Source organism: Lactobacillus kalixensis DSM 16043, from assembly GCF_001434335.1.
GTDB lineage: Bacteria > Bacillota > Bacilli > Lactobacillales > Lactobacillaceae > Lactobacillus > Lactobacillus kalixensis.
Genome location: NZ_AZFM01000030.1, coordinates 1 through 24,601 on the forward strand (window position 1 = coordinate 1; position 24,601 = coordinate 24,601).

20 protein-coding genes and 1 tRNA gene are annotated in these 24,601 nt (G+C 37.2%); 4 read left to right on the top strand and 17 right to left on the bottom strand.

Annotation, left to right across the window (positions count from 1 at the left end; genetic code table 11):
• The first annotated feature begins 101 nt into the window (after positions 1 to 101).
• A complete protein-coding gene (locus FC46_RS07840; RefSeq protein WP_057799512.1) occupies positions 102 to 605 on the top strand; it encodes a TetR/AcrR family transcriptional regulator in 504 nt (167 codons plus the stop codon).
• 58 nt (positions 606 to 663) lie between these two features.
• Here FC46_RS07840 and apf read toward each other — a convergent pair whose 3' ends face one another.
• The 8 genes from apf to FC46_RS07880 all read right to left on the bottom strand — a co-directional run bounded on the left by apf (position 664) and on the right by FC46_RS07880 (position 10,875).
• Positions 664 to 1,356 (bottom strand): aggregation-promoting factor, encoded by a 693-nt coding sequence (gene apf, locus FC46_RS07845; protein WP_057799514.1) that lies wholly within the window; start codon positions 1,354 to 1,356, stop codon positions 664 to 666.
• 560 nt (positions 1,357 to 1,916) lie between these two features.
• A complete protein-coding gene (locus FC46_RS07850) occupies positions 1,917 to 2,720 on the bottom strand; it encodes a hypothetical protein (RefSeq protein ID WP_057799517.1) in 804 nt (267 codons plus the stop codon).
• Positions 2,721 to 2,804: 84 nt separating this feature from the next.
• Positions 2,805 to 2,877 (bottom strand) — tRNA-Thr (locus FC46_RS07855).
• Between the two features lie 348 nt (positions 2,878 to 3,225).
• Positions 3,226 to 3,984 (bottom strand): NADPH-dependent oxidoreductase, encoded by a 759-nt coding sequence (locus FC46_RS07860; RefSeq protein WP_057799519.1) that lies wholly within the window; start codon positions 3,982 to 3,984, stop codon positions 3,226 to 3,228.
• 42 nt (positions 3,985 to 4,026) lie between these two features.
• The gene (locus FC46_RS07865; protein ID WP_057799521.1) at positions 4,027 to 5,283 is read right to left on the bottom strand and encodes an ammonium transporter; all 1,257 of its coding nucleotides are present in this window, start codon (positions 5,281 to 5,283) and stop codon (positions 4,027 to 4,029) included.
• Positions 5,284 to 5,493: 210 nt separating this feature from the next.
• Positions 5,494 to 7,713, bottom strand: coding sequence for a DEAD/DEAH box helicase (locus FC46_RS07870; protein ID WP_057799522.1), 2,220 nt, complete (start codon positions 7,711 to 7,713; stop codon positions 5,494 to 5,496).
• Positions 7,714 to 7,726: 13 nt separating this feature from the next.
• Positions 7,727 to 9,058 carry an ATP-binding protein gene (locus FC46_RS07875; RefSeq protein WP_157046812.1) on the bottom strand — a complete coding sequence of 444 codons (1,332 nt, stop codon included), beginning with the start codon at positions 9,056 to 9,058 and terminating at the stop codon, positions 7,727 to 7,729.
• Entirely contained in the window at positions 9,058 to 10,875 is a 1,818-nt protein-coding gene (locus tag FC46_RS07880) for a TerB N-terminal domain-containing protein (RefSeq protein WP_057799526.1), read from the bottom strand. Before FC46_RS07880 ends, FC46_RS07875 begins: the two co-directional genes overlap by 1 nt.
• Before the next feature lie 215 nt (positions 10,876 to 11,090).
• Between FC46_RS07880 and FC46_RS07885 the strand changes: the two genes are divergently transcribed.
• Complete coding sequence (locus tag FC46_RS07885; RefSeq protein ID WP_057799528.1) at positions 11,091 to 12,749, top strand: phosphoenolpyruvate carboxykinase (ATP); 1,659 nt, start codon at positions 11,091 to 11,093, stop codon at positions 12,747 to 12,749.
• A 77-nt stretch (positions 12,750 to 12,826) separates the two neighbouring features.
• Here the strand turns inward: FC46_RS07885 and FC46_RS07890 are convergent, their stop codons facing one another.
• From FC46_RS07890 to adhE, 4 genes are all read right to left on the bottom strand, one after another.
• Entirely contained in the window at positions 12,827 to 13,234 is a 408-nt protein-coding gene (locus tag FC46_RS07890; RefSeq protein ID WP_057799548.1) for a bis(5'-nucleosyl)-tetraphosphatase, read from the bottom strand.
• Positions 13,235 to 13,348: 114 nt separating this feature from the next.
• A complete protein-coding gene (locus FC46_RS07895; protein WP_057799530.1) occupies positions 13,349 to 14,074 on the bottom strand; it encodes a carboxymuconolactone decarboxylase family protein in 726 nt (241 codons plus the stop codon).
• Between the two features lie 99 nt (positions 14,075 to 14,173).
• Entirely contained in the window at positions 14,174 to 15,103 is a 930-nt protein-coding gene (locus FC46_RS07900) for a glycosyltransferase family 2 protein (RefSeq protein WP_057799532.1), read from the bottom strand.
• Between the two features lie 153 nt (positions 15,104 to 15,256).
• A complete protein-coding gene (adhE, locus tag FC46_RS07905; protein ID WP_057799534.1) occupies positions 15,257 to 17,875 on the bottom strand; it encodes a bifunctional acetaldehyde-CoA/alcohol dehydrogenase in 2,619 nt (872 codons plus the stop codon).
• Between the two features lie 330 nt (positions 17,876 to 18,205).
• Here adhE and FC46_RS07910 point away from each other — a divergent pair, with 330 nt between their 5' ends.
• On the top strand, positions 18,206 to 19,588 hold the full coding sequence (locus tag FC46_RS07910) for an amino acid permease (protein WP_057799536.1): 1,383 nt from the start codon (positions 18,206 to 18,208) through the stop codon (positions 19,586 to 19,588).
• 30 nt (positions 19,589 to 19,618) lie between these two features.
• Here FC46_RS07910 and FC46_RS07915 read toward each other — a convergent pair whose 3' ends face one another.
• On the bottom strand, positions 19,619 to 20,137 hold the full coding sequence (locus tag FC46_RS07915) for an LbetaH domain-containing protein (RefSeq protein WP_057799538.1): 519 nt from the start codon (positions 20,135 to 20,137) through the stop codon (positions 19,619 to 19,621).
• Between the two features lie 106 nt (positions 20,138 to 20,243).
• Here FC46_RS07915 and FC46_RS07920 point away from each other — a divergent pair, with 106 nt between their 5' ends.
• Complete coding sequence (locus tag FC46_RS07920) at positions 20,244 to 21,125, top strand: LysR family transcriptional regulator (protein ID WP_083478040.1); 882 nt, start codon at positions 20,244 to 20,246, stop codon at positions 21,123 to 21,125.
• 45 nt (positions 21,126 to 21,170) lie between these two features.
• Here the strand turns inward: FC46_RS07920 and FC46_RS07925 are convergent, their stop codons facing one another.
• Genes FC46_RS07925 through FC46_RS07940 form a run of 4 tightly spaced genes read right to left on the bottom strand, consistent with a single transcriptional unit; the run spans position 21,171 to position 24,323 of the window.
• Positions 21,171 to 21,536 (bottom strand): DUF956 family protein, encoded by a 366-nt coding sequence (locus tag FC46_RS07925; RefSeq protein ID WP_057799540.1) that lies wholly within the window; start codon positions 21,534 to 21,536, stop codon positions 21,171 to 21,173.
• Positions 21,537 to 21,542: 6 nt separating this feature from the next.
• A complete protein-coding gene (locus FC46_RS07930; protein ID WP_057799542.1) occupies positions 21,543 to 22,463 on the bottom strand; it encodes a PTS system mannose/fructose/sorbose family transporter subunit IID in 921 nt (306 codons plus the stop codon).
• Positions 22,464 to 22,491: 28 nt separating this feature from the next.
• Positions 22,492 to 23,298, bottom strand: coding sequence for a PTS mannose/fructose/sorbose transporter subunit IIC (locus FC46_RS07935; RefSeq protein ID WP_057799545.1), 807 nt, complete (start codon positions 23,296 to 23,298; stop codon positions 22,492 to 22,494).
• 17 nt (positions 23,299 to 23,315) lie between these two features.
• The gene (locus tag FC46_RS07940) at positions 23,316 to 24,323 is read right to left on the bottom strand and encodes a PTS sugar transporter subunit IIB (RefSeq protein WP_057799546.1); all 1,008 of its coding nucleotides are present in this window, start codon (positions 24,321 to 24,323) and stop codon (positions 23,316 to 23,318) included.
• Positions 24,324 to 24,601 lie beyond the last annotated feature (278 nt).

Below are 24,601 nucleotides of genomic sequence, written 5' to 3' on the forward strand. Positions count from 1 at the left end.
AAAAAGCCAGGAAACATGCGAAAAGAGCATGAATCTTAGCTTTCAAGTTTCAGTTATTTATTAATTATTTTTCTATTATCATATCGATTGGGTGATAATTAATGCGGAGAAAAACAATATCAAAACAACAAATTATTAATATTTCATATGATATCTTTTGCAAAAAAGGAATCGATTATTTAACAGCACGAAAAATTTCAAATATAGGTAAATTTTCGACTTTTCCAATTTATTATAATTTTAGCTCAATTAATGAACTGCATGATGCGATTATTGACAAAATACTTGAGCAAATCAATGATCATTTTCAATATATGTCATTTCAAAATATAGCACAGTTTAATTTTGAATTTATGGAATTTATTCAAGACAAGCCAGGAATTGGACTTTCATTTTTTGAAAATAGATATTTCTATCAAAAATTAAATCAAGAATTAGAAAAAATTTGTAAAATCACATTACTTGAACGTCCTAAGGCCGAAATTCTCGATTATAATCTGTCCTTTATCTTTTCAATTTGTGCATATTTTGGTTATACCAATTATTCTTCTGAAAAAGCTCATGTTATGCTTCAGATAATTATGAATTCATTCGCTACATATTAATTTTTAGCGATAAAAAAGCTTGATCCGCTAAGATCAAGCTTAAATTATTTGCTAAATTTTAGTACCAACCATTTGCTTGCCAGAAACTCTTAGCAGCAGTCCATGAACCGTAACGGCTCTTAACGTAATTATCAGCAACCTTTTCTTGGTTAGCAGCTGAGTAGTCACCATTTAAGTAGCTTGCGGAAAGTTGGTATTTCCCAATATATTGACCATTTCTTGCTGAGTATGAACCACCAGATTCACGACCAGCAATCCAAGCCTTAGCGCTAGCTTCTGAACCAGTTGCACTTGAAGTATATGAAACGTTACTTGTTGTAGTAGTGTTTGAACTGTAGTTAGTGTAACTAGTTTGTGTAGTATTTGCGCTGTTGTTTTGTGAGTAATTTGATGAAGTGGTATTTTGACTTGAAGTTGGAGCTTGACTAACAGCTTGTGAACCTTGAGTAGTTTGTGCAGGTACCTTTACCCATTGGTTCTTACCCAAGTCATACCACTTGTTACCTTGTGCATCATAAGCAGTCTTAATAACTTTCCATGAAGTATTAGCTGCTAAAACTTGACCGGTAGCAACACCGTTTTCGTAATTGTTGTATACAGTTGTTGATTGATGAACAGTATATACTGTAGTATCGTTTTCTACGACAGCAGCTTGTGCTTCGTGATTATTTGTAGCGTTTACTGCGGTAATACCTGCAACGGAAAGTGCAGCAACGGCAACTGATTTAGTTAAGATAGATTTAATATTCAAAAAAATTCTCTCCTTAAATGTAATAAGTTATTTACGAATTCTCATTTCATTTCGTCTGTCTTTACTTGACGATATATATACTACAGCCTTTAAGTTTCAGAACCATAACAGGAAGATCACTCACAGGTTAAGAAAAAGTTACTCAAAATAACAATTATGTAATATTTGTAATATACTTGTATATAAATATTCTTTGCCGTTTTCATTATATTATCGGGCTTTGTTGCTTGTTTTGCATAATAAAAGTTCATATGTTTGGTACTAGCAAATAGCGTTTATTTTGCAACAATTAGAAACACAGCTGAAAAGCTTAGCAAAATATTTTGTCTATCTTTAACGAGAAAGAATATAATAGAAGTAATAAAAAATAAAAGTGAGGTATATATTCGATGACTAAGTACGTTGTTAAATTTAGTGAAGAAGATTTACAAATGATTAAGGACTGCCACTCAAAGAACCCTTCAATTATGAAGGCTGTTGAAGAAGCTAAGAAAGAAGACTAGTCCGATAAGCATGAAAAAAGACTTGAGTTCATTACAGCTCAAGTCTTTTTTCCTTATTTAGAAAATTCGTCCAATAATCCACATAATAATATTGAGAGTCAATAAAATGATAATAGCAATTATAAAAAGTAAATAAATCCAAACAATAGAATTAACTAAGATTGCCGATGAAAAGATATGGAAACTTGCCAAAGAAGCTAAGAAACTACCGATTAAAACCAGTAGTAATAAAGCGATAAAGGCAGACTTTGCCGCTGATAGATCTGCTTGACTAAGATCAAAGCCGCCAAAACAAACACTAGCAACCAGTAAAATTTCCAAAATGGTCACGGGTAACGAATCTAACTGCAGTTGGAAAATTGAAAGCAATAGTTGGATAAGCCGCGCAGCCACAATGATATTGGAAGTATTTTGATGTTGAAATAATTCTTGCACTATTTGATTATGGACAGAAACTAGCGGTGCATCTAATTTACTGAGGATTAAGAAAATAATGAACAAACTACCAAAAACTGGCGCTACCCCGATAAAGACATTACCAATTGATTGATAAAATGATTTTGGATTCCAGCTGTGTTTAACATATCCTAAAGAGGTGTCAGATGGATTGTTTCTGTTAGGAATGCGGATCAAACAGACAGCGTCGATTTTGTGTCGAAAAATAATTGCTAGCAGCAAATGACTGAGCTCATGAATAATGATTCCAAGCCCACCGATGTAGATTTGACTATTAAAGCCTAAAGCATTTACTAACTGCTGATTTGCTACCCGGCTGAGGCGTTTAGTTAATAGGACCATTGCCGCAGGAATGATGATTAATATTAAGGTCGTTTGTAAGGAATAAATTAATGATGATTGCATATTTACTGTTTTTGATTACTAAAAATTTTACCTAAAGAAAAAACTACAAAACAGTCTCTCAACCATCTTGTAGCTTCCCACTTGTGCTGAATGCCAGAGTCGAACTGGCGACCTTCTCTTTACGAGGGAGATGCTCTACCAACTGAGCTAATTCAGCCTGTAACAGCAATTATACTAGAAGGGTCAGTTAAATTCAATATTCTTGAAATAGCTTTGTTAATAATAGTTACTATCCAGCTGTATGATATCGCTAAAATATAGTAGTCATTAATCGCCGATGGCGTTATCATGATCGTGCAAAGTATATGACGAAAAGAGGTTGATTGCTAATGACAATGATTAAACGCTTGGAAAAAAATACTAGTAAAGGTTTTATATTTCTTGTTCATCATTACGTCAAACTTTTTAACGAAACTAAGACAAACAATTTCTTCTTTGAAAGGATAACAGAAATACGATAGTAAAAAACAAAGCCAGCTCTTTTAGTGAGAGTTGGCTTTATATTTTACTTCCAGTCCATGCATAACTTCTGATGATGTAAAACTTCAATCAGATCATCACGATCAGTTTCATGATTATCGAGTTTAGCACCAGTAATTTGCTTAGTAAATGAATCAATTCGGCGATTTGCATCCCTTAAATCATAATAAGTCGTTACTACTTGATCATAATCCGCCAAATCCTTCACATCGATATTCTTTTTATAATCATTTTCAAAACAAGTAAACTCCAATGGTAAGCGTGGCTTCAATTGTGGGCTTTGATCTGGAACACCTACTTGCATTCCTAGTACTGCAAAAGTCAATTCAGGCAAATCCAAAATTTCGAGCATTTTCTTAGGATGATCATTAATGGTTCCAAGTGGCACATAACCTAGTCCCATACTTTCCACAGCATTAGCTACATTCTGAAAAGCAAGCAATGTATCTTCCATCGCTTGGAAAAAGATATCAGTAGTATGAACACGGCCATCATCTTTATTCAATTGCTTTCTAATCTGCTGGTTGCGGTATAAATCAACAACAAAAATAAACAAATCACCTTCAGCGCCCACATATTTTTGATTGCAAGCTTCTCTAATTTGCTTCTTTTTCTTTTCATCTGTTATGTGAAGCAAACTAGCATTTTGCATAAACATGCTGGTTGAAGTCTGTCTGAACACTTCATATAAGGTTTCGAGTTGTTCTTTACTTAAGGTTGTATCTTTGAATTTTCTAATTGAACGGTGGTTTAATTGCGCATCGATTGTTGAATTATGTATCATAGCTTCTCCTTATTTTTAATTAGTACATATTATACCAAATCATCATAATTCAGTCTTTTCGAATTCCATTCCGTAATCTGCCTGCTCACCATGTTCAGCCAAATCTAATCCAATTAGCTCTTCTTCTTTTGAAACTCTAATTGGGATCACCTTTTGTAGTGATAAGACGATTATCGTTGTCATAATTCCAACAAAAATAATCGTTAATAAAGTACCGCCAACTTGTACAATTAGCAAATGTGATCCGCCACCATAAAATAAACCATTTTCGACTTGCGGGTTAACAATCTTAGTTGCAAATAAACCTGTTAAAACTGACCCCATAATTCCTGAAACGCCGTGACATCCAAATGCATCAAGTGGATCGTCTAATTTTAATTTTGGCTTAATAACATGAATAAATATATAACTAGCAAGTGTACAAATAAATCCAATTGCAAATGCTCCTGCAACCGTAACATATCCTGCAGCCGGCGTAATGCCAACTAATCCACATAAGGCGCCTGTACAAAGTCCAATCATATTAGTCTTCTCTTGAATAAATATATCTAAGAACATCCAAACTACAAACGAAGTGCCGGTTGCAACAGTTGTCGTTAAAAATGCTTGCGTAGCAATATCACTAACAGTCAAAGCTGAACCAACATTAAAGCCATACCAACCAATCCATAGAATGCTGGTACCCATTAGCACCCATGCCAAATTATAATGCTTAACTTCATCTTCTGGATTAAAGTCAATACGTGGTCCAACAAAAATTGATAAAAACAATGCAGTAATTCCTGCGTTGACATGAATAACTGTTCCACCTGCAAAATCAAGCATCCCTGTTTTAGCTAAGATTCCGTTTGGCGTCCAAACCATATGCACCATTGGATAATAAATTAGAATTGACCAAATTACTACAAATACTAACAAAAATTTAAACTTCATTCTGCCAACAGTTGCCCCAACAAATAAGGCAGGAGTAATGATCGAAAACATCATTTGAAACATTAAATACGTTAGAAGTGTAATACCAGTATCTTTAGAATAAATTCGTTTCAAATCAAATCCATTTAGAAAGAAACTCTTACTTAAGCCAAAGACTCCTCCAACGTCTTTTCCAAAAGCTAAGTTATAGCCAAAAGCGATAAATAAGACAATTGCTAGTCCGGTAATCATAAATACTGAGATCATCGTGTTCACTGCATTTTTCTTTGAAACCATCCCCCCATAGAAAAAAGCAAGTCCTGGAGTCATAAAGAAAACTAAAACACTGGAAATAAAGACAAATAGTGTGTTGGACTGGTTAATCATAATTATCCCTCCAAAAATTAAAATGCTAACTTTAGTTTTATAATTGGTATAGTTCAATAAATACTTATATATAAGCAAAATTAGTTAAACTATACGTATTGGTTTATTTTTACCATTATACACTTAATTTTCATTTTGTCATTATTTTCTAAAAAATAAAGATGCATGTGATTTATTATCCATGCATCTTTTTTCGCTATTTAACTATTTTTATTTTGTCATCTCGCGCACGCACTTCTTCATCTCTTGCACGTCAAGCACGCTCTGAGCAAATTCTTTCCTAATCAATTCATCCGGCAAATATTCGTCATATTTATCAAACACTGGCACTTCTTTTGGATAAACCAAATCCATCGGATCAAAATCCTTCTCCGCTTCTTCACGCAAAATCTTGAAAAATTCCTCTTCACTTGCATCCATTGCAAATTCCATGAAGTACGGTCTTGATGAATTAAATCCGCGCAAGTTGATTTTGTCGCCGCACTTGATTCTAATTAAGCGCTCTAAGGCCAAAAAGGCATAGGATCCAGTCCAAGGAAACAGTGCCCACATTTTACCACCTAAATTAATCAATTGCTTATCAGGTATCCCTGCAATATTGCAAGTGTCGCGCATTTGCGTCAGTCTTGCTTTAGCATTATTAAGCAAATATGGATACACTGTACTTTCTGCAAGAGCTTTTCTCATTCTGTGCAAAATATGTGGATGAATATCACCAGCTACATCCCCAAAGTACGCTGGAATTCTACCATCGACTCCATGACAATATACCTGGTGACGCTTGCGGTCGATATCTTCAACCACCCACACGCGACCAGCAATCGCAATCTTGTCTCCAACAGGAGGTGGCTTAACGATCGTCCCCAATTCTTCACTGCCTGCATGCACACTGAACTCTTCATTTTCTTGGAAAACTGCGTAAAACTTAAAGTTATTCACAACTTTTTCACCAGCTAGTCCAAGAATCAAGCCACCATTCTCGGTACGCTGAATCTGATCAGACTTGATGAGGTGTCTAAGCAAAATCTTGTAATCATCTTGACTCACGTTTTTAAAATATGCCAGAGTCAATACTCTTGAAGCAAGTTCAGCTGGCGTCATTTCACCACTTGAAGCTAACGTACTCATCGTTTGGTGGTAAAGCAAGCTATATGGCAAACGGTTTGGCTGAGGTGGTTCCACCCATTTTTCTTCAATATAAAGCTGTACTAAGGCAATTCCTTGAAGCAGCGACCATGGGATTAAATCTGGCAGCATTGCCCGTGTTTCTGGATGTTCTTCACGCATGACAAAATGCATCTCAGGCGGATTACCACGCCGACCTGTTCTCCCCATTCGCTGCAAAAATCCAGATACGGTAAACGGTGCATCAATTTGATAGGCGGCTTCAAGTTGGCCGATATCAATCCCAAGTTCCAGCGTTGCAGTTGCACACGTCGTCATGTAAGAATCTTCATCTTTCATTGCAGCTTCAGCGGTTTCCCTAAGCGCTGGTGACAAGTTTCCGTGGTGAATCATAAAGCGATCTGGCTCATGATTGTAGCGGCAATATTCTCTGAGTTGCTGACACACGGCTTCACATTCTTCTCGGCTATTGGTGAAAACTAAGCACTTTTTCCCGCGGGTATGTTCAAAAATATAGCCAATTCCGGGATCGGCTAATTCCGGTGCTTTATCAGTTTTTGGTTCAATCATTGCTGGATCAAAGTTCTTAGAACTAGCTTGAGGATCAGTCTGGTAAAAGTGCTCCATTGAAAGACGCCAAACCTGCTTTTGATTTTGCACATGAGGAGCTACAGTTTCATACTTACTACCAGCTCCTAAAAATTCACTGGCTGCTTGCAAATTACCAATTGTAGCTGATAAACCAATTCTTCTAGGTTCAACTCCTGCCAGCTTTGACAAACGTTGAATTAGACAAAAAGTCTGCCCGCCTCGATCACTGCGTAAGAATGAGTGAAGTTCATCAATAACCACATATTTTAAACCATGAAAAAGATGTGGAATATCCATATGCTTGTTGATCATAAAGCTTTCAAGGGATTCTGGCGTAATTTGTAAAATTCCAGAAGGCTTCTTAAGCATCTTTCGCTTCTGCGATTGAGCCACATCCCCATGCCAGCGCCAAACTTTGATATCCGTATCTTCGCATAAATCCGTTAAGCGATCATATTGATCATTGATCAAGGCCTTAAGCGGTGCGATGTAGAGAACTTGAATCGAATCACTTTTTTCCTGGCTAATTTCTGACAAAATAGGAAAAAAGGCCGCTTCCGTTTTACCTGATGCCGTTGAAGCTGACAATAAAATATTGTGGTTAGTCCCAAAGATTTCTTCAGCTGCCGCTACCTGAATTGGACGCAGAGTTTGCCAGCTATGTTCATATATATAATCTTGAATAAATGGTGCATATTGGTCAAAAACGTCCATTTTTCTGTCCTATCTAGATTTCAAATTCGGTAAAATCATCATCTTTATTATCTGAGACCGCTTCACTCTTGGTGTAAGAGAATTGATCCGAATTAAGCAAGTCTTCAATCTTTTTATCAGGATTCTGCCACAAAATATCTAGCAATTCGATAAAATCACGAATCACTTCACGCGGAGTGATGTTCGTATCCGCACCAATTCGCGCATACTCAATCTTGATAAATTTCGCTAAATCTTCATCCGTAATTTTTTGTTCATAGCCATATAAGCTAGCATGCATTGCGGCCAATTTTTCGGTTAAAACTAGCATCTCTTCAGCAGTTAACGGTTCAAGCTTAATTACTGGAGCATACATATCGCGAGCTCCAGCTTGCGCAAACTTTCCTTCAGATAACCGGCTGCGCAAAGCTTCATAGCTATAAACGCCGCGGCGACGATCTTCAACTGCCTGCGGTGTCCCGCACATGATGATACCCAAGTATTTTGACTTACCTTGCAAAGTATCATGGTACATCGTCAAGATCTTCTCATAGTTATATTGACGGCTGATGCTGTTAGGAATCTTGTAAATATTAACTAACTCGTCAATCATGATCATGAGTCCGGCATAGCCAGCTTGTCTGAAGAAACTAGCAAATAACTTCAAGTATTCATACCAGTCGTCATCGGAAATAATAACGCTAACTCCTAACTCTTTCTTAGCTTCAGTTTTATGGGTATACTCGCCTCTGAACCACTTGATGACTTTAGCCTTGGTTTCATCATCGCCATCAAGATAAGCGTGATAGTACATTTCCAAAATTTTAGCAAAATCAAAACCGTGAACTAATTCATTCAAATTAGAAATTACCGCATAAATCTTTTTATCCACTTCTTGCGCAAATTTCGGATCGGAATCATTCAAACCTGTGTCTTGCACCACAGAGGTTTGCACAGAGTTTATCCACCGGTCCAAAATCAGGGTTAATGCTCCACCTTCTGGACGAGTTTTGGTGGATAAGTTTTGGATTAATTCTCGATATGTTGCAAGGCCTTGCCCTTTCGTCCCTTGGAGTCGGCGTTCTGGGGATAAGTCACCGTCAACAACTACGAAGTTCTTATCCATCACATAATTTCTGATCGTTTGCAGTAAAAAGCTCTTCCCTGAACCGTAGCGTCCTACAATAAAGCGAAAAGATGCCCCACCTTCAGAAATAATATCCACATCGTGAAGTAGTGCTTCAATTTCAGTCTTGCGTCCAACAGTTACATAAGGCAATCCAATTCGCGGTACTACCCCACCTTTGAGGGAATTTAACACAGTTTGCGCGATTCTTTTAGGAACACGTCTCTTTTTTTCTACCATCATCTATCCTTCTTCAAAAATATTTCATCTAAATCTTCTTGATAGTCTTCCACAATCTCAGGTTGATCTTGTTCATTAAATTCAATGACGCTGTCGCCAATTTCATCAAATAATTTTTCATTAATTGAGTCAGCTAAAATCGACGCCATCAAGTGATGCTCTTTTAAGTAATCCTGCCAATTCTCTTTTTTAATTAATGCCAATAAAAAGAATGTCTCATCTTGATCTAAACTATAATTATTTTCTGGTATTTCTTCAGGATCTTCTTTTTCAGGAGCAGGAAAAGCGGGTTCGAGTTCATCTCGTTCAAGTTTCTTTTCTTCCTCGGTCAGCAAACTGTCGCGTGTCACTGAAGCATCGGAGCGGATTTGCCCCAAGTTAGCAAAGTTAATCTCGATCTTAGGACGCTTTGCTTCCTCGTCTTTTCTTTGAAAGGCCACAATCCCTTCTTTGATTGCTTGCAGATATTTACCTTCGAGCTTTTTCGGCTTAATTGGGCGTCCGAGTTTAAAAAATTGTCTGATTAAGCGGTCTGCCTCATGAAAAACGAGATTAAGTTCAGTTTGCTGGCGACTAATTGGAAAGATAATCTGGTATTCGACTACACCATTTTTTACTTTATATGTGCGCTCGCTATCTACCCCGAATTCGAATGCTGGATTATTTTTATAATAAAAAACTGCTCCAGCAAATAAATTGTGATATTGTGTACTTCTTTGAGCTACATATTTTTTGAAAAAAGTCTCAGTATTAATTAGTTTTTGCCAGATCTGCACAATCACTTGTAGAAATTTTTGAAACTTCTCGGCAGTTTTGCACTTAGCCAAATATGGCGACAACTTTTTCAGTTCATCATAAACCTTCTCGTCATCATACTCTTCTGGATTCAGCAAAATATGATAGCTTAAGTCAGCATCTAATTCTTCCTGAAATGCATCCCGCTTTGAACTTAATTGATAAAAAATCACATAGTCTTTGATCCAAACTGTTAGATACTTTTCAATTTCAAGATCAAACTTCTTTACGTAATTTTCTAAAAAAGTGGTCAACTTCTCATAGCCGTCTTCAGGATCTTTGCAGCCAATATTATTAAGCACTTCATAGATGTAAACAAAGGCATATGAAGTATCAACTTTAGAATACTTGCCATCGCGCAATTTAGTACGCCAAGTGAAATAAGTTCTGAGCTGCTCATCACTCATATCATGGTAAGTTGGATAATAGCGCAGAAATGGGACAACTTTTGTGAAATTATCACGAAAATCTTGAACCACCATCCCTTGATGATAGAAATTCTTGTTACGACCCTTAGCTGGCAGAACACTGTAGTCATACGCCTTTTTCATCTTCCTAAGTTCTTCTGGAAGCTCTATTTCTTTTTTAACAATTTTCCTTCGCTTAGGAATCGCCTGCTCTTGATATTTTGAATCAACTTCTTCGCCGGGAATATACAAAAACGGCTGCTTATCCACAACCTTTTCACCGCCATTTATCGCCAGCTTGAAGGCATAGTCGAAGGCGTTTTCAATTGAACGCTTGTCTACTTTTTCAAGCAAAACGCCAACCCAATCATCGCTAGTTAAGCGAAAAGGCGTCGAAAAACCTGGTAAATCGCGAATTACTTCTGAAAAATCACCACAGCGCAAATCTAATGCTGCAAAATACCGCTCGCCGCTCTTGATTCTAGACAGCATCGCCCAATAAGATTGATCAATTGGAGAAGACAAAACATACAATTCTTTTGATCCAGGTAAAACTGGCTTAAATTTCAAACCATATTTTTGAAAAACAAATTTGTTTAATTCATTTGAATTCATCGCCAGTCTCCTTTCGCACATATGTTCAAATTATATCAGGTTTTCCCTTAATTTAAAAGCATTTTACCTATTCTCTATAAAAATAAACTATACAGTTATTTTCTAGAAAACATTCTTTTTTGTTATTTGTGTGGTTATGCACAAATTATTATGGTATTATAAACGTGTCAATAAGTGAAACCGCTTACTTGGTTTCGAAGGAGGAAAATTCGCTAATGAGTACTAAAGAACGTTATTCTCAAGATGAATTGAGAAAAGCAAACCCAATGTTCAGTCGCGTACGTGCGACTATTGAAAGTGCCTTTTATGGTAACAATGTGCATGAAGTAACAAGTGTTGCCGAGGCATATAATTTAGCAAAGAAGCAATCAGGTGTTATCGTTACTGATTTGCCAATTTTGCATACTAAGGAATTGGGCTTGCCTCAAGGCGCAACTCAACTTGTATATAACCACGGTAAAATTTTAGGTAGAACTGCTAGTGCACGTCACTTCACTGACGATCCAAACGAAGACGCAGAAGCATTGGCAGGTAATTTACGTGAAGATATTTACGCAGGTCACAACCAAAAGTATTTAAAGGCTACTGTTTTAGTAGGACTTGACCCATCATTTACGGTTAAAGCACACGTTATGATGCCAGAAGATCAAGCCTTCAACTTACTTTCATACATCTTGAACTTCCACTTCTTTGACGATGAAGCTGAAGAAATGTATAAGAAGTCCAAGTTCTATAATGAACCAGACATTTACTTCTACTTCGATCCAAATGTTACTGATCCAGATTATCCAAAGGGCTTAGGTGTATTTGACGCTCCACATAACTGTGCAGCTGTCTTCAGTCTTCGTTACTTCGGTGAACTTAAGAAAGGTACGTTAACCTTGGCTTGGGCTATTGCTCACCGTCACGATTACACTGCTTGCCACGGTGGTGAAAAGTCATTCCACTTTACTGATAAGGACGATAAGGTATTCGCATTCTACGGCTTATCAGGTTCAGGTAAGTCAACTTTGACTCACGAAATGTACGATGGCAAATATGACATTACTGTTCTTCACGATGACGCATTTATCATTTCTCGTGAAGATGGTTCATCAGTAGCCTTAGAGCCTTCATACTTTGATAAGACCCACGACTACCCAGCTGGTCATCACGAAACTGAGTATTACACTACTATTATGAACTGTGATGTGACCTTGGATGAAAATGGCAAGAAAGTCATTGTAACTGAGGACCTTCGTAACAACAACGGTCGTGTTATCAAGACTCGTTATACTAGTCCTCACCGTGTAGACTTCGAAAAGGCTCCAATTACTGCTTTGTTCTGGATTATGAAGGATGGTTCATTACCTCCACTACTTAAGATTGATGATCCAGTCTTAGCAACTACCATGGGTTGTACTTTAGCTACTAAGAGAACTTCTGCAGAAAGCTTACCAGAAGGTTTCGACATGAACACCTTGGTTATCGAACCATTTGCAGACCCATTCCGTGCTTACCCAGTATCTGGTGATTACCGTGACTTCAAGGAATTGTTTACTAAGCGCGGGGCAAGTTGCTACATCTTGAATACTGATGCATTCATGGGTAAGGATATTCCAAAGGAAGTTACTAAGAAGATTATCGAAGACTTGGCTAACGGTTCAATTACTGACGCTGACTTCAAGCCATTCGGTAACTTCAAGGGTGTAAGTTACTTACCAATTGATGGTTACGAAGTTCACCTTGACGATCCAGAATACCAAAAGACTTTAGCTAGAAGAATGCAAGATCGTTTGGACTGGCTCAACAAGTATGATGAAGAACATCCAAAGACACCTATCCAAAGTGAAGCTAAAGAAACTTTGGAAGGCATTATCAAAGAATTAAGCTAATTCATAGTAGACAATGACAAATAAAATTTCTTAATGACACAAAAAATAGAGTTGCTCGCAACTCTATTTTTCTTGCTTTATTTTTCAATATAATTTTGTGCTTCAGTTAAAATCTTCAGCTTGTCATGCTCAGTCAAATAAGCAGCTGCTTCATCTAAGTTAACCCATTTATTAGCCAGGATCTCCTCTTCTTGAGTGACAACTTCTTGTCCATCAACATACTTTGCTAAAAAGTATATTACATGCTTGGACTTATTTTTAGTTAAAGAATAGCTAGTTTCAGCAGAAAAATTAAAGTCAAATTCTGGTCTTAAACCAACTTCTTCTAATACTTCACGCTGGGCTGCTTTTTGCGGCGTTTCATTATTCTCTAAATGCCCTTTAGGAAAGCCCCAATTACGATTTACTATACTTTGAACGATCAAATATTCTAGTTGTCCATCAGGATGTTTGCGATAAATTACCGCACCGGCAGAGTGTTCCATCATGTTTGTCACCTTTCCCTTTTTAATTAAAAATATTATTAAATATTTATGAGTGAAAAGCAAGCAAAAAAAGCTGATATTTTTTACCAGCTTTTTGAGATAACAAATTTATTTTTACTTATTCAATTCTGCATCTGCTTGATTAACGATTCCTATTGCATTTAAGCTACGTGGGTACCCGATGAATGGTTCATTTTGAAGGACAACCTTAGTCAAGAATTCTTTGTCATTACCAAGACCAATATTTGCCTTAGCATGTGCTAAAAGCTGTGGTTCAACTCCACCTTGCGCAGCTAAATAGCAAAAAGTAATCATTTCACGGTCATTGTCATTTAAACCGTTTCTAGTGTAGTAATCACCGAAACAGTTGTCGACAAGCCACTTGTTAATGGTACCTTTGTCCGCAAAGCCTTTCATTTGAGGGCCAAACAAGCGGATTTGAGTTTCTTCACCTTTTGCAAGACGATTGTCAGGATTAGTAGTTGATTGACCTTCAAGTGGCAATTTAACCCCTCTTGAGAGCAAAATTTCATTAGTTGCTTTGATAAATGGTAATACTCGACCTAATCCTAAGTAATCAATTGCTTGATATACAACTTCCTTAGCTTCAACTGGAGTTACCTCATTATCAAGGGCAACGGGAAGCATAAGCTTGAATTCATCAAGGCCTTGGCAGCCAAGTAAATATGCTAAAGTTGAAAGCATTTTAGTTCTAGATGGTAAATCAACATCTTCTTGAACTTCATCGAAGGCAAAGTTATTTACGATTTCAGCTAATTCTGGATCTGTTTCATTAAGTAAATTTCTATGAGCATTTTGAGCACTATCTTTAATCGACATATGTTATCCTCCTGTTTCTTTACTTATATTAAAACCCATTCATCCCTCTTTGATAAATACTTATGCTTGATCAAATTGCATAAGTTTTTGTTATGCCAACTACTTTTTCTCTTGAATAATATAGATTGGACGATGCTTAACCTGCATAAAGATCTTACCAATATAGCGACCAATGATGCCAATACACAACAGCTGCAAGCCGCCTATCAGCAAAATAATACATACTAAAGACGCCCATCCAAAGACGGCAGAATTAGGACTAATGAAGTGGCGGACTAAAACTACTATCAAGCCGATAATTGAAGCAACAAAGGCAAAACCGCCGGTAAATACTGCAATATTAAGTGGTGCTTGTGAAAAGTCGGCGATTCCACTAAAAGCATACTTAAATAATTGCCAGGTATTCCAATCACTCTTCCCCGCCGCTCTTTTTACATTATGGTACTCAAGGTACTTTGTTCTAAAACCGACCCAAGAGAAAATTCCTTTCGAAAAACGACTATATTCTTTCAATTCTAAAACTGCATTCACCATCTGCCGCGTCATCATTCGATAATCACGCACTCCGCTAACAAACGATGTTTTTGAGATCAGGTTAATAATTCTATAAAAAGACGCGCTAAGTAGCGACTTAATTTTCCCTTCGCCAGTGCGATCTACCCTTCTAGTGCCAATGCAGTCCCACTCGCCAGTTTCTAGCAACTTAAACATCTTGGGTAAAAATTCGGGTGGATCTTGCAAATCAACATCCATGTTAGCAACATAATCACCAGTGACAGCTTGCAAACCTGCATAAATAGCAGCTTCTTTGCCAAAATTGCGTGAAAATGAAATATAGTGAACCCGCTCAGGATCTTTATCATGCAATTTGCGTAATTCAGTTAATGTATTATCATTTGAACCATCATTGATAAACCAATATTCTATTTGGGCATTTATTGTTTTAACTATTTTTTCTGTGGCCACAAAATAAAGAGGAATTGCTTCTTCTTCATTGTAACAAGGCACTACAATTGAAATTTTCTTCATCTTTTCTTCCGTCTTAATCTCTAAATCTAATCACTTATTCTATTTTATCATTACCACAATTTTCTAAAGAAATGACTATAAAAATAAAACCGACAAAGCAAAAATTTCACTTTGTCGGTTTCTTAAATTCGAAATATAGGATTTTAACAGTTATTACTTGATATCTTTGCCTTCATAGCAATCACGCATGAGTTCAGCAATTTGAACAATTCTTGGTGAAACTGGGTTAGTTACCGTATTTTGATCACCATAAGCTTCAACCGCTAATTCTTCAACCTTGTCGCTGAATTCTTTTTTATCGACTTTGTAGTCTTTAAAGGCCAACTTAATGTCAACTGAATGAGCTAATTCAATAATCTTCTGAACAAGCTTTTCAACCAATTCTTGATCAGTTGAACCAGTCAAGCCAAATGCTCTAGCAATGGCAGCATAATCACTTTCAGCACGATATACTGAGTAGTGTGGCCACATAGCAAGTTTTTCAGGACGCTTAGCGTTGAATCTGATTACTTGTGGTAAAACAATGGCATCACTAACACCTGATGGGATATTAAAGGTTGAACCAACAGTGTGGGCAATTGAGTGCTCTAGGCCTAAGAAGGCATTTGAGTAAGCCATCCCTGCGATAGTTGCAGCATCATGCATTCGTTTTCTAGCGTCTAAGTTACCATCGTAGGATGCCTTCAAGTTTTCAAAAATAGTCTTAATAGCTTCAAGTGACCAACCACGAGTAAAGTCAGTTGCCATTGTTGAAACATAACTTTCAATAGCGTGACCTAAAGCTTCAAAGCCTGACCAAGCGATCAATCTTTTTGGTAAAGTTTCAACAAATTGATCATCAACGATTGAAACGTCTGGAGTCAAAGCATAGTCACACAAAGTGTGCTTAATGCCTGTCTTAGCATCACTAATGATAGCAATTGGTGAAACTTCTGAACCAGTACCTGAAGTTGTTGGGATACATACTAATTGAGTGCCGTTAATCTTTGGGAATCGCACTACTCTTTTTCTGATATCCAAAAACTTTTGGTAAGCTTCTTCAAAAGTCATGTCTGGGTTTTCGTAGAACAAACGCATTGCCTTAGCAGCGTCCATTACTGAACCGCCACCAATTGCGATGACAACGTCAGGTTTGAAGATGTTCATTCTGTGAACACCATCTTTAATAACATCGTTATTGGGATCCAAAGTGACAGCCTTGAATACTTCATATTCTTTACTGCCGCGACGCTTTGAAATGATGTCAGTAATTTCATCAGCAAAGCCCTTGTCAGCAACCCTTTCATCAGTAACGATGAAGAAACGGTTAACATTAGGCATATGGCGTAAGTAGTTAGCAGCATTGTGTTCAAAGTAAGTCTTAGCAGGTACCTTAACCCATTGCATGTTGTCTCTTCTCATTGCGACAGTTTTGATGTTAAGAAGGTCCATTGCACCAATATTGTGTGAGAAGGTGTTGGCACCATATGAACCAGTACCTAAAGTAAGTGATGGCAACATGTTGTTGTAAAGATCACCAATACCACCTAGAGCAGCTGGGGAGTTCACAAGAATTCGACAAGCATCCATTTCCAAAGCAAATCTTCTAATAACTTCCTTGTCACTTGCGTGAAGGCCGGCAGTATGTCCGCGACCACCGTAGTCAAGTAAGTCTTTACAAATCTTAAAGGCATCGTCTTGAGTTTTGGCACGATACAAAGTAAAGACTGGTGAAAGTTTTTCAGCTGAAAGTGGGAAGTCGCGACCAACACCCTGGTATTCTGCAACGATTACCTTAGTATCTTTTGGTACATCAACACCGCAAAGTTTAGCAATATCATAAGCTGACTTACCAGCAACAGGACCAGCAACAGGACCTCTTCTTGGATCGATGAAATGTTCTTCAAACTTCTTAATTTCTTCCTTATTCAAGAAGTAACAATTCCACTTCTTAAATTCTTCTTTAACTTGGTCATAGATTTCAGTATCAACTACAACTGAATTTTCTGAAGCACAAACCATCCCGTTATCGAAGGTCTTTGATAATACAATGTCATAAACAGCACGATCGATATTAGCTGATTTATTAATATATGAAGGACCGTTACCAGGACCAACACCGATTGCAGGCTTACCAGATGAGTAAGCAGCCTTAACCATGCCTGGACCACCTGTGGCCAAAATAGTTTGAACACCTGGGTTAGTCATAAGATCGTTAGTTGCCTGGATACTTGGTTCTTCAATCCATTGAATAGCATCTTTTGGAGCACCGGCAGCTTCAGCAGCCTTTTGCAAAATTTTACCAGTTTCCACACAACATTTTTGAGCTTGTGGGTGAAAACCAAAGATAATTGTATTTCTGGTCTTCAAAGCAAGCATTGTCTTAAATATTACAGTTGAAGTTGGATTAGTAACTGGAGTTACACCCGCAATAACCCCTTTAGGTTCTGCAATCTTAATTAATCCTTGTTCTTTATCTTCATCAATCACACCAACAGTTTTTTCATGACGTAAGCTGTTCCAAATATTTTCACTAGCGTACATGTTCTTGGTGGTTTTATCTTCAAGAACACCACGACCAGTTTCTTCAACAGCCATTTTTGCTAAAGGATAAGCATTTTGTTCACCAGCAGTAGCAATAGCTTCACAAATCTTGTCAACTTGTTCCTGTGAGAAGTTGGCCATTTTGTCTAAAGCGACATGTGATTTCTTTACCAAATTATCAACCATGTCATAAATTTGCTTATTTTTCTCGTCTTCAGTGAGAGTTTGTTTTTGTTGTGCCTTAGCCATATCAATTACCTCTAAGATCTACTAATTCTTGTGAACTAATTTACAATGTTTACTATAGCACTTATCCCAAAAATGTAAACCGCTTTTATGCGAATGTTGCCAATGCACAAGCTACAGCACTTCCCTTATATTTGCAATCCGAATACCATGTAAACGCTTTTCAAAATAATTGTTTGTGAATTAACAAACTTTTATAAAAACTTATTGTATACTTACATCTACTAAGTTAATAAAAAATAATATTTATTAAAATTCGCAATTATTTCTTAATTATTTAGAACATGATGATAAAATAAGATTATTACATTCAAAATATGGAGTGATTGAAGAATGACAAAAAAAGAAAAAAATACCGAATCTAGCTCAGGATATAAGCGAACCTTAAGTAACGCTCATATTCAATTAATTGCGCTAGGTGGAACGATCGGAACAGGGTTATTCCTTGGGGTTGGTGATAGTATTCATTTAGCCGGTCCAAGCGTAATTCTAATCTATATCATCGTTGGGCTCTTCTTATTCTTGTTAATGCGGGCCTTAGGTGAATTGATTATGTCCGACCTGTCTAAGCATACTTATATTGATTTCATTGAAAAATATTTAGGAAAAAATATTGGCTTTATTACTGGTTATCTATACTGGATCAGTTGGATCTCATTAGGTATGGCAGAAACAACCGCACTTGGAATTTACTTTCAATATTGGTTCCCTAGTTTAAAACCTTGGATACCCGGTTTAATCACAATTGTTGCCTTACTTTTAATCAATCTGATTTCTGCAAGAGTTTTTGGAAACCTGGAATTTAGCTTTGCTATTATTAAAATTGTGACAATAATTGCTTTCGTTGTCTTAATTGCTTACCTACTCTTAACAGGTGGCAAAACAAGCTTTGGTCCAATTTCATTTGCAAACTTAGAAGACCACGGAGGATTCTTCTCACGCGGTACTCATGGATTCTTACAAGGCTTTCAAATGGTAATCTTCAGCTTTATCGGGGTTGAATTGATTGGTTTAACTGCCGCTGAAGCGCAAAATCCTCGCGTAACTTTGAAAAACGCGATAAATCAATTACCAATTAGAATTATTTTGTTTTACGTTTTAGCAATTTTAGCAATTTTACTTGTAATTCCATGGTCAAAAGTGGCAACCGATTCTAGTCCATTTGTTCAAGCTTTAGGAGCAACGGGTATCCGAAATGCTAGTTCGATTATTAACTTCGTTGTTATTTCGGCAGCTATTTCTTCTACTAACAGTTTTTTATACAGTGCTGGCCGACTTCTTTTTTCAGTTACCTATAATGAGAAAGGAAAATGGAACGAGACCTTCGGTCATCTTTCAAGACGGCAATTACCTCAAAACGCTTTGATCCTTTCAGCTGTCTTGATGGGATTATCGCCAATCCTTACTTTAATTATTGGTGACAGAGCCTTCACCTTCATTTCAGCAACTTCAACTAGTATGTTCCTGATCATATGGTGCTTAATGGTTCTAACTCACATTGCCTATCGTCGCCGCACTCCAGAAAGTGAACTTAATGATTTTAAGATGCCTGGATATCCATTTTTAGACTATTTCATCCTACTTTTCTTCATTTCGATGATTATTCTATTATTGGTCTTGCCAAGCCATCGTATCTCAATGATCGCAGCTATGATTACTTTCTTAATCTTGTATCTGATCACTAAAATTTGGGATAAAGAAAACAATGTCGAATAAAAATAAGGGTTGATCGAATTTGATCAACTCTTATTTTTTTAGCTTTTTAATTACTTTAGCAGGATTACCAGCGGCAATTGTATTAGCTGGTACGTCTTCTTCTACTATTGCCCCAGCTTTCACAATTGAATTTTCGCCAATAATTACCCCCGGCATAATAACTGCTTTAGGTTCAATTAAAGCATTTTTTTCAATTTTAATCCCTTTACCTTGAGGCTGTTCTCTTTTTTGGGGATTTTCTGGGTAAGTTACTGTATCTAACACCACACCCGGTCCAATTTGAACATCATCTAAAATGATTATTCCACCCAAATCTCGCATCGTGACAAAGCAGCTAATGTTAACTCTCTTTCCTAATTTGATGTTACGTCCATAATCAGTATAAAAAGGCAGCGCAATCCTGATCGATTCATCAATTTTCTGTCCAGTAATTTCACTAATTAATTGTCTAATTCCACTAACTGTGTGGCGCTGAGTGTTTAAATTTTGAACTAAACGTTGATTCTGCTTAATTATTTCATCTCTCGTATTCACATCATCAATAATCATTTTGTTACCTGCTTCATTCTTGATTGATATTAGTTTAGAATAGAAATTAATCGATGTAAAAAACTGATTCATTATCGTTTGTAATAACAGAAATTTATGGTAAAAAATGGAATTAAGAGTATTAAATTATTTTTTAGCAACTGCACAAGAATTGAATATGACTAAGGCAGCTGAAAAGCTTCTCGTGTCTCAACCAGCGCTTTCTAGGCAAATTGCGGATCTAGAAGATGAATTAGGCGTTAAACTTTTTATCCGCAAACCGCGGCAATTAATCCTCACTCCTGAAGGTCGATATTTACAAGAACAGGCTAAAGAAATTTTGACCTTAAGTGAAAAAACAAAACGAAATTTGCAATCCACGACAGTTATTAGTGGTGATTTAACGATTGCAGCTGGCGAAAGTATTGGCATGCAACGAGTAATCAATATTATCAGTGATATTATTCAAGACTATCCAATGGTTAAGATTCACATTTTAAGTGGTGATTATACCTTCGCTGAAAAGCGGTTAAATACTGGAACAGTAGATTTTGCTGTGATCATTGGAAGTTTACCACTGAATAATTATTATTCTCTGAAATTGCCCGAAACAGATCGCTGGGGCTTTTTAGTTAGATCTGACGATCCCTTAGCTTCCAAGAAATATATTGAGGCTAAGGACGTAATTAACCGTCCTCTTATCGTATCCCAACAAGTAATTGAACGGAACCTATTCGACAACTGGTTTGGTAATTATAAAGACCAAATTAATATTATCGGTACTTTCAACTTGAACTTTAACGGAATTTTGATGGTTAAGAATCGTGCAGCTATTATGTTAACACTAGATAACCTCGCTAATACTTCAAAGGAATCTGGTTTGAAGTTTGTTCCAATTAAATCCACCATTACCTCTCCAATTAATGTAATCTGGAAAAAAGAAACAACTCTGTCACCGGTTGCTCAATTGTTTTTAGATCGCTTATCAGCTTCAATTCAAGTTGAATAAAAAAATCGCAAGCTACATTTTTTGTAACTTGCGATTTTTTATACTTTATTTTTTACGAGTGAACCGTCGCTTCAAGTTTTGCCATACTGACAAAGCCTTGCGCATATGACTAGCAGGAATGTAGTTTCTAATTACTCTCAAGGCCTTTTTAGGATCCTTAGTTGCAAAGATGAAACTACCATTTCTCTTAGTACGAATTTCAAATCTCGGAATATATTTACCACCGAAGTGGACATCAGCAACTACATAAGTCACTTCATCCCAAGGAATTTGTACGAAGTCACCAACATTGCGTTCATTGTAAAATTCAAAAGCTTTATCACCGATCATAATTTTTCCGTAAGACGGCATACCCCTAAACCAGGTAGCATCTTGAGTTAGATCGACTTTTGTGTTAATTGATTTAACCATTTTTGATTAAAGAATTCCCCATACGTGGAAAAGAATACCAACAACAAAGATACCGATGATAATCCAGATTGGTGAAACCTTCTTCTTCAACAACCACATGCAGAAGAAAGTTAAAAGAAGTCCAGCCAAACCTGGGATCAATGAGTTCAAGTTGTCTTGTAAAGTAGTAACTTTAGTAGAAGTCAGAGACTTACCTTTACCCATGTTCCATTGAATAAGAGCTTCTTGGATACCCTTGGCACCTGATGAAAGCTTATCCCATTCGATGTAACCACCCTTTTGGATAGGTGTACGAGAAACAACAGGAGTGAAGGTAATGTTTACCCAACGTTCAATCAAGGCACCCAATACGAACATACCCATCATTGAAGCACCACGGGTAACCTTTTGAAGCAAACCACCTGACATGTCGTTAGTGATTGCTGAACCAGCCTTGTAACCAAATTCTTGTGAGTACCACAAGAAAGCAAGTCTGATTAAGTTCCAGATAACAAAGAACAAGATAGGTCCCATAATGTTACCTGAAATAGCCATTGAAGCACCTAAGGCACCAACGATTGGACGAACAGTGTACCAGAAGACTGGGTCACCAACACCAGCCAAAGGTCCCATCATACCAACCTTAACACCTTGAATTGCTTCATCTTCAACATCAGCACCGTTAGCCTTATCTTCTTCCAAAGCTAAAGTAACACCAAGAACAGGTGAAGCTAAGTATGGGTGAGTGTTAAAGAATACTAAGTGTCTTTGTAAAGCAGCAGATAAATCTTTCTTTTCTGGGTATAACTTTCTCAATGCAGGAATCATTGAGTATGCGTAACCACCGTTCTGCATTCTTTCATAGTTCCATGAACCTTGAAGGAATTGTGAGTGCCACATAACGCTAAAACGATCACGCTTGGTTAATTTAATTTTCTTATCAGCCATTATATAAATCCTCCTCTACGAGTTCATTTTAATAGTCATCAATGATATCGCCGAGTGGATCGCCGGTACCAGCATCGCCGGAGTTAGAACCGCCTTTACCACCTTTTTCTTCAAGAGCTAAGTACATCAAAGCCATTGAAAGACCGATAGCACCCAAAGCAATCAAAGTTAAGTCTTGGATTGCTGCTAAAGCAAAACCAATTGCGAAGAATGGCCATACTTCCTTAGAAGCCATCATGTTAATAACCATTGCGTAACCTACAGCAACAACCATACCACCACCGATGGTCATACCGTCTGACAACCATTGTGGCATCATTGCAAGCCAAGCTCTAACAGTTGAAGCTGGAATAGCAAGTAAAAGTGCAGATGGGATAGCAATTCTTAAACCTTGTAAGCAAACTGCAATCCATTGCCATAAGTTAATCTTACGCCAGCTACCCTTCTTAGCTTCTGCGTCCATGATGTGAACAATACCAGTAGAAATAGTACGTACAATCATAGTTAAGAACAAACCAGCAACTGCCAAAGGAATAGCGATACCTAAAGCAGTACCAATACCCTTAGTGCCTTGGCCACCTTGAACCAAGATAATTGCTGAAGCTACAGATGCCAAAGCTGCATCAGGTGCAACTGCGGCACCGATGTTAGCCCAACCTAAGGCGATCATTTGTAATTGACCACCTAACATAACACCTAATTCTAAGTTACCAGTTACTAAACCGATTAAAGTACATGCAACTAATGGTTGGTGGAATTGCCATTCATCCAAGATACCTTCCGTACCTGCAAGAAAAGCAACTACCACTACCAAAATCATTTGAATAGCGTTCATTTAATTTCTCCTATTTTTTATTTCTTTTGTTCGTCAAGTAATGTTTGAGCCTTGTTTAAGATAGCATCCATGTTACCTGGGTTGTCTGAAGGAACCTTACGTACATCAAACTTTATACCCTTCTTTTCGAGTTCACGGAAAGTATCTACATCTTGTTGGTTCATTGACAATACATTGTTGGCGTTAACATCGCCTTCCTTGTATGACATAGAACCAACATTTAAGGTCTTAATATCAATACCTGCATCAACAGCTCTTAAAACGTCTTCTACATTTTCAAACAAAAGAAGTGCATGAGTGTTACCAAATCGTGGATCTTTAGCAATTTCTTCCATCTTCTTCAATGGAACAGTATGTGCCTTAACACCAGCTGGAGCAGCATCGCGAATCATGTTCTTACGTAATTGATCCTTAGCTACACTGTCTGAAACTACAATAACACGATCAGGCTTCATTGCAGGGATCCAACCAGTTGCAACTTGACCGTGAAGCAAACGTGAATCAAGTCTGGCCAAAACGTATTTAATGTGACCATCACCGATGACAGTTCCTTCTGGAATACTCTTTTTAGGAGCTGAACCATCTTGAGCTGCCTTAACAGGAGCTTCATCTTCAGGCATCAAGTTTTCTGGTTTAGTCTTAATACCATCTTTACCAGGCTTAATAACGGCAGTTGCAATTTCGTGAGCAGTAGCCTTATCATTAACCATTCTTTGAGTTAATGCTTCAACTACCATTGGTAAGTTCATACCACTAACAATTGCCCATTTATCAGAGTGTTTTTCAACCAAAGTATTTGCTTGATTGAATGGTGTACCACCCCAAAGGTCAACGATGAAAAGTACTTCATCTTGACTGTCAAATGAAGCAATTGCTTCTTCCATTTTGCCACGGATATCATCTGGGCCTTCTTCAGGCTTCAAGATAACATGGGCAAAATTGGTTTGTTCACCAAAAAGCATTTGTGCTGATTGTGCAATACCATCAGCAAAACCACCATGGCTGGCTAAAACAATTCCTACCATGTATATTTCCTCCTCTAGATCAAAAAAATGAATCTGCTTTCATTTTAGCAGATATTGGATTTGAAAGATAGCTTTTTACCCAAAATTAATGAATTAAGTCACAAATAAAATCTTCACGTTAAATAGGGAATCTTAATACTTTTGTGTAACTTAAACTCATTAATTAGTGAAAAAATACACACAAAAAAAGGAAGACAAATAACATTGTCTTCCTTCATTTCGCTCCGGCTGTCAGACTCGAACTGACGACATCTTGATTAACAGTCAAGCGCTCTACC

Excerpts from the sequence above, each read along its gene's own strand:
- FC46_RS07840 (WP_057799512.1), top strand. The coding sequence starts at position 102 with ATGCGGAGAAAAACAATATCAAAACAACAAATTATTAATATTTCATAT.
- FC46_RS07850 (WP_057799517.1), bottom strand. The coding sequence starts at position 2,720 with ATGCAATCATCATTAATTTATTCCTTACAAACGACCTTAATATTAATC.
- FC46_RS07860 (WP_057799519.1), bottom strand. The coding sequence starts at position 3,984 with ATGATACATAATTCAACAATCGATGCGCAATTAAACCACCGTTCAATT.
- FC46_RS07865 (WP_057799521.1), bottom strand. The coding sequence starts at position 5,283 with ATGATTAACCAGTCCAACACACTATTTGTCTTTATTTCCAGTGTTTTA.
- FC46_RS07870 (WP_057799522.1), bottom strand. The coding sequence starts at position 7,713 with ATGGACGTTTTTGACCAATATGCACCATTTATTCAAGATTATATATAT.
- FC46_RS07875 (WP_157046812.1), bottom strand. The coding sequence starts at position 9,058 with ATGGTAGAAAAAAAGAGACGTGTTCCTAAAAGAATCGCGCAAACTGTG.
- FC46_RS07880 (WP_057799526.1), bottom strand. The coding sequence starts at position 10,875 with ATGAATTCAAATGAATTAAACAAATTTGTTTTTCAAAAATATGGTTTG.
- FC46_RS07885 (WP_057799528.1), top strand. The coding sequence starts at position 11,091 with ATGAGTACTAAAGAACGTTATTCTCAAGATGAATTGAGAAAAGCAAAC.
- FC46_RS07890 (WP_057799548.1), bottom strand. The coding sequence starts at position 13,234 with ATGGAACACTCTGCCGGTGCGGTAATTTATCGCAAACATCCTGATGGA.
- FC46_RS07895 (WP_057799530.1), bottom strand. The coding sequence starts at position 14,074 with ATGTCGATTAAAGATAGTGCTCAAAATGCTCATAGAAATTTACTTAAT.
- FC46_RS07900 (WP_057799532.1), bottom strand. The coding sequence starts at position 15,103 with ATGAAGAAAATTTCAATTGTAGTGCCTTGTTACAATGAAGAAGAAGCA.
- adhE (WP_057799534.1), bottom strand. The coding sequence starts at position 17,875 with ATGGCTAAGGCACAACAAAAACAAACTCTCACTGAAGACGAGAAAAAT.
- FC46_RS07910 (WP_057799536.1), top strand. The coding sequence starts at position 18,206 with ATGACAAAAAAAGAAAAAAATACCGAATCTAGCTCAGGATATAAGCGA.
- FC46_RS07915 (WP_057799538.1), bottom strand. The coding sequence starts at position 20,137 with ATGATTATTGATGATGTGAATACGAGAGATGAAATAATTAAGCAGAAT.
- FC46_RS07920 (WP_083478040.1), top strand. The coding sequence starts at position 20,244 with ATGGAATTAAGAGTATTAAATTATTTTTTAGCAACTGCACAAGAATTG.
- FC46_RS07925 (WP_057799540.1), bottom strand. The coding sequence starts at position 21,536 with ATGGTTAAATCAATTAACACAAAAGTCGATCTAACTCAAGATGCTACC.
- FC46_RS07930 (WP_057799542.1), bottom strand. The coding sequence starts at position 22,463 with ATGGCTGATAAGAAAATTAAATTAACCAAGCGTGATCGTTTTAGCGTT.
- FC46_RS07935 (WP_057799545.1), bottom strand. The coding sequence starts at position 23,298 with ATGAACGCTATTCAAATGATTTTGGTAGTGGTAGTTGCTTTTCTTGCA.
- FC46_RS07940 (WP_057799546.1), bottom strand. The coding sequence starts at position 24,323 with ATGGTAGGAATTGTTTTAGCCAGCCATGGTGGTTTTGCTGATGGTATT.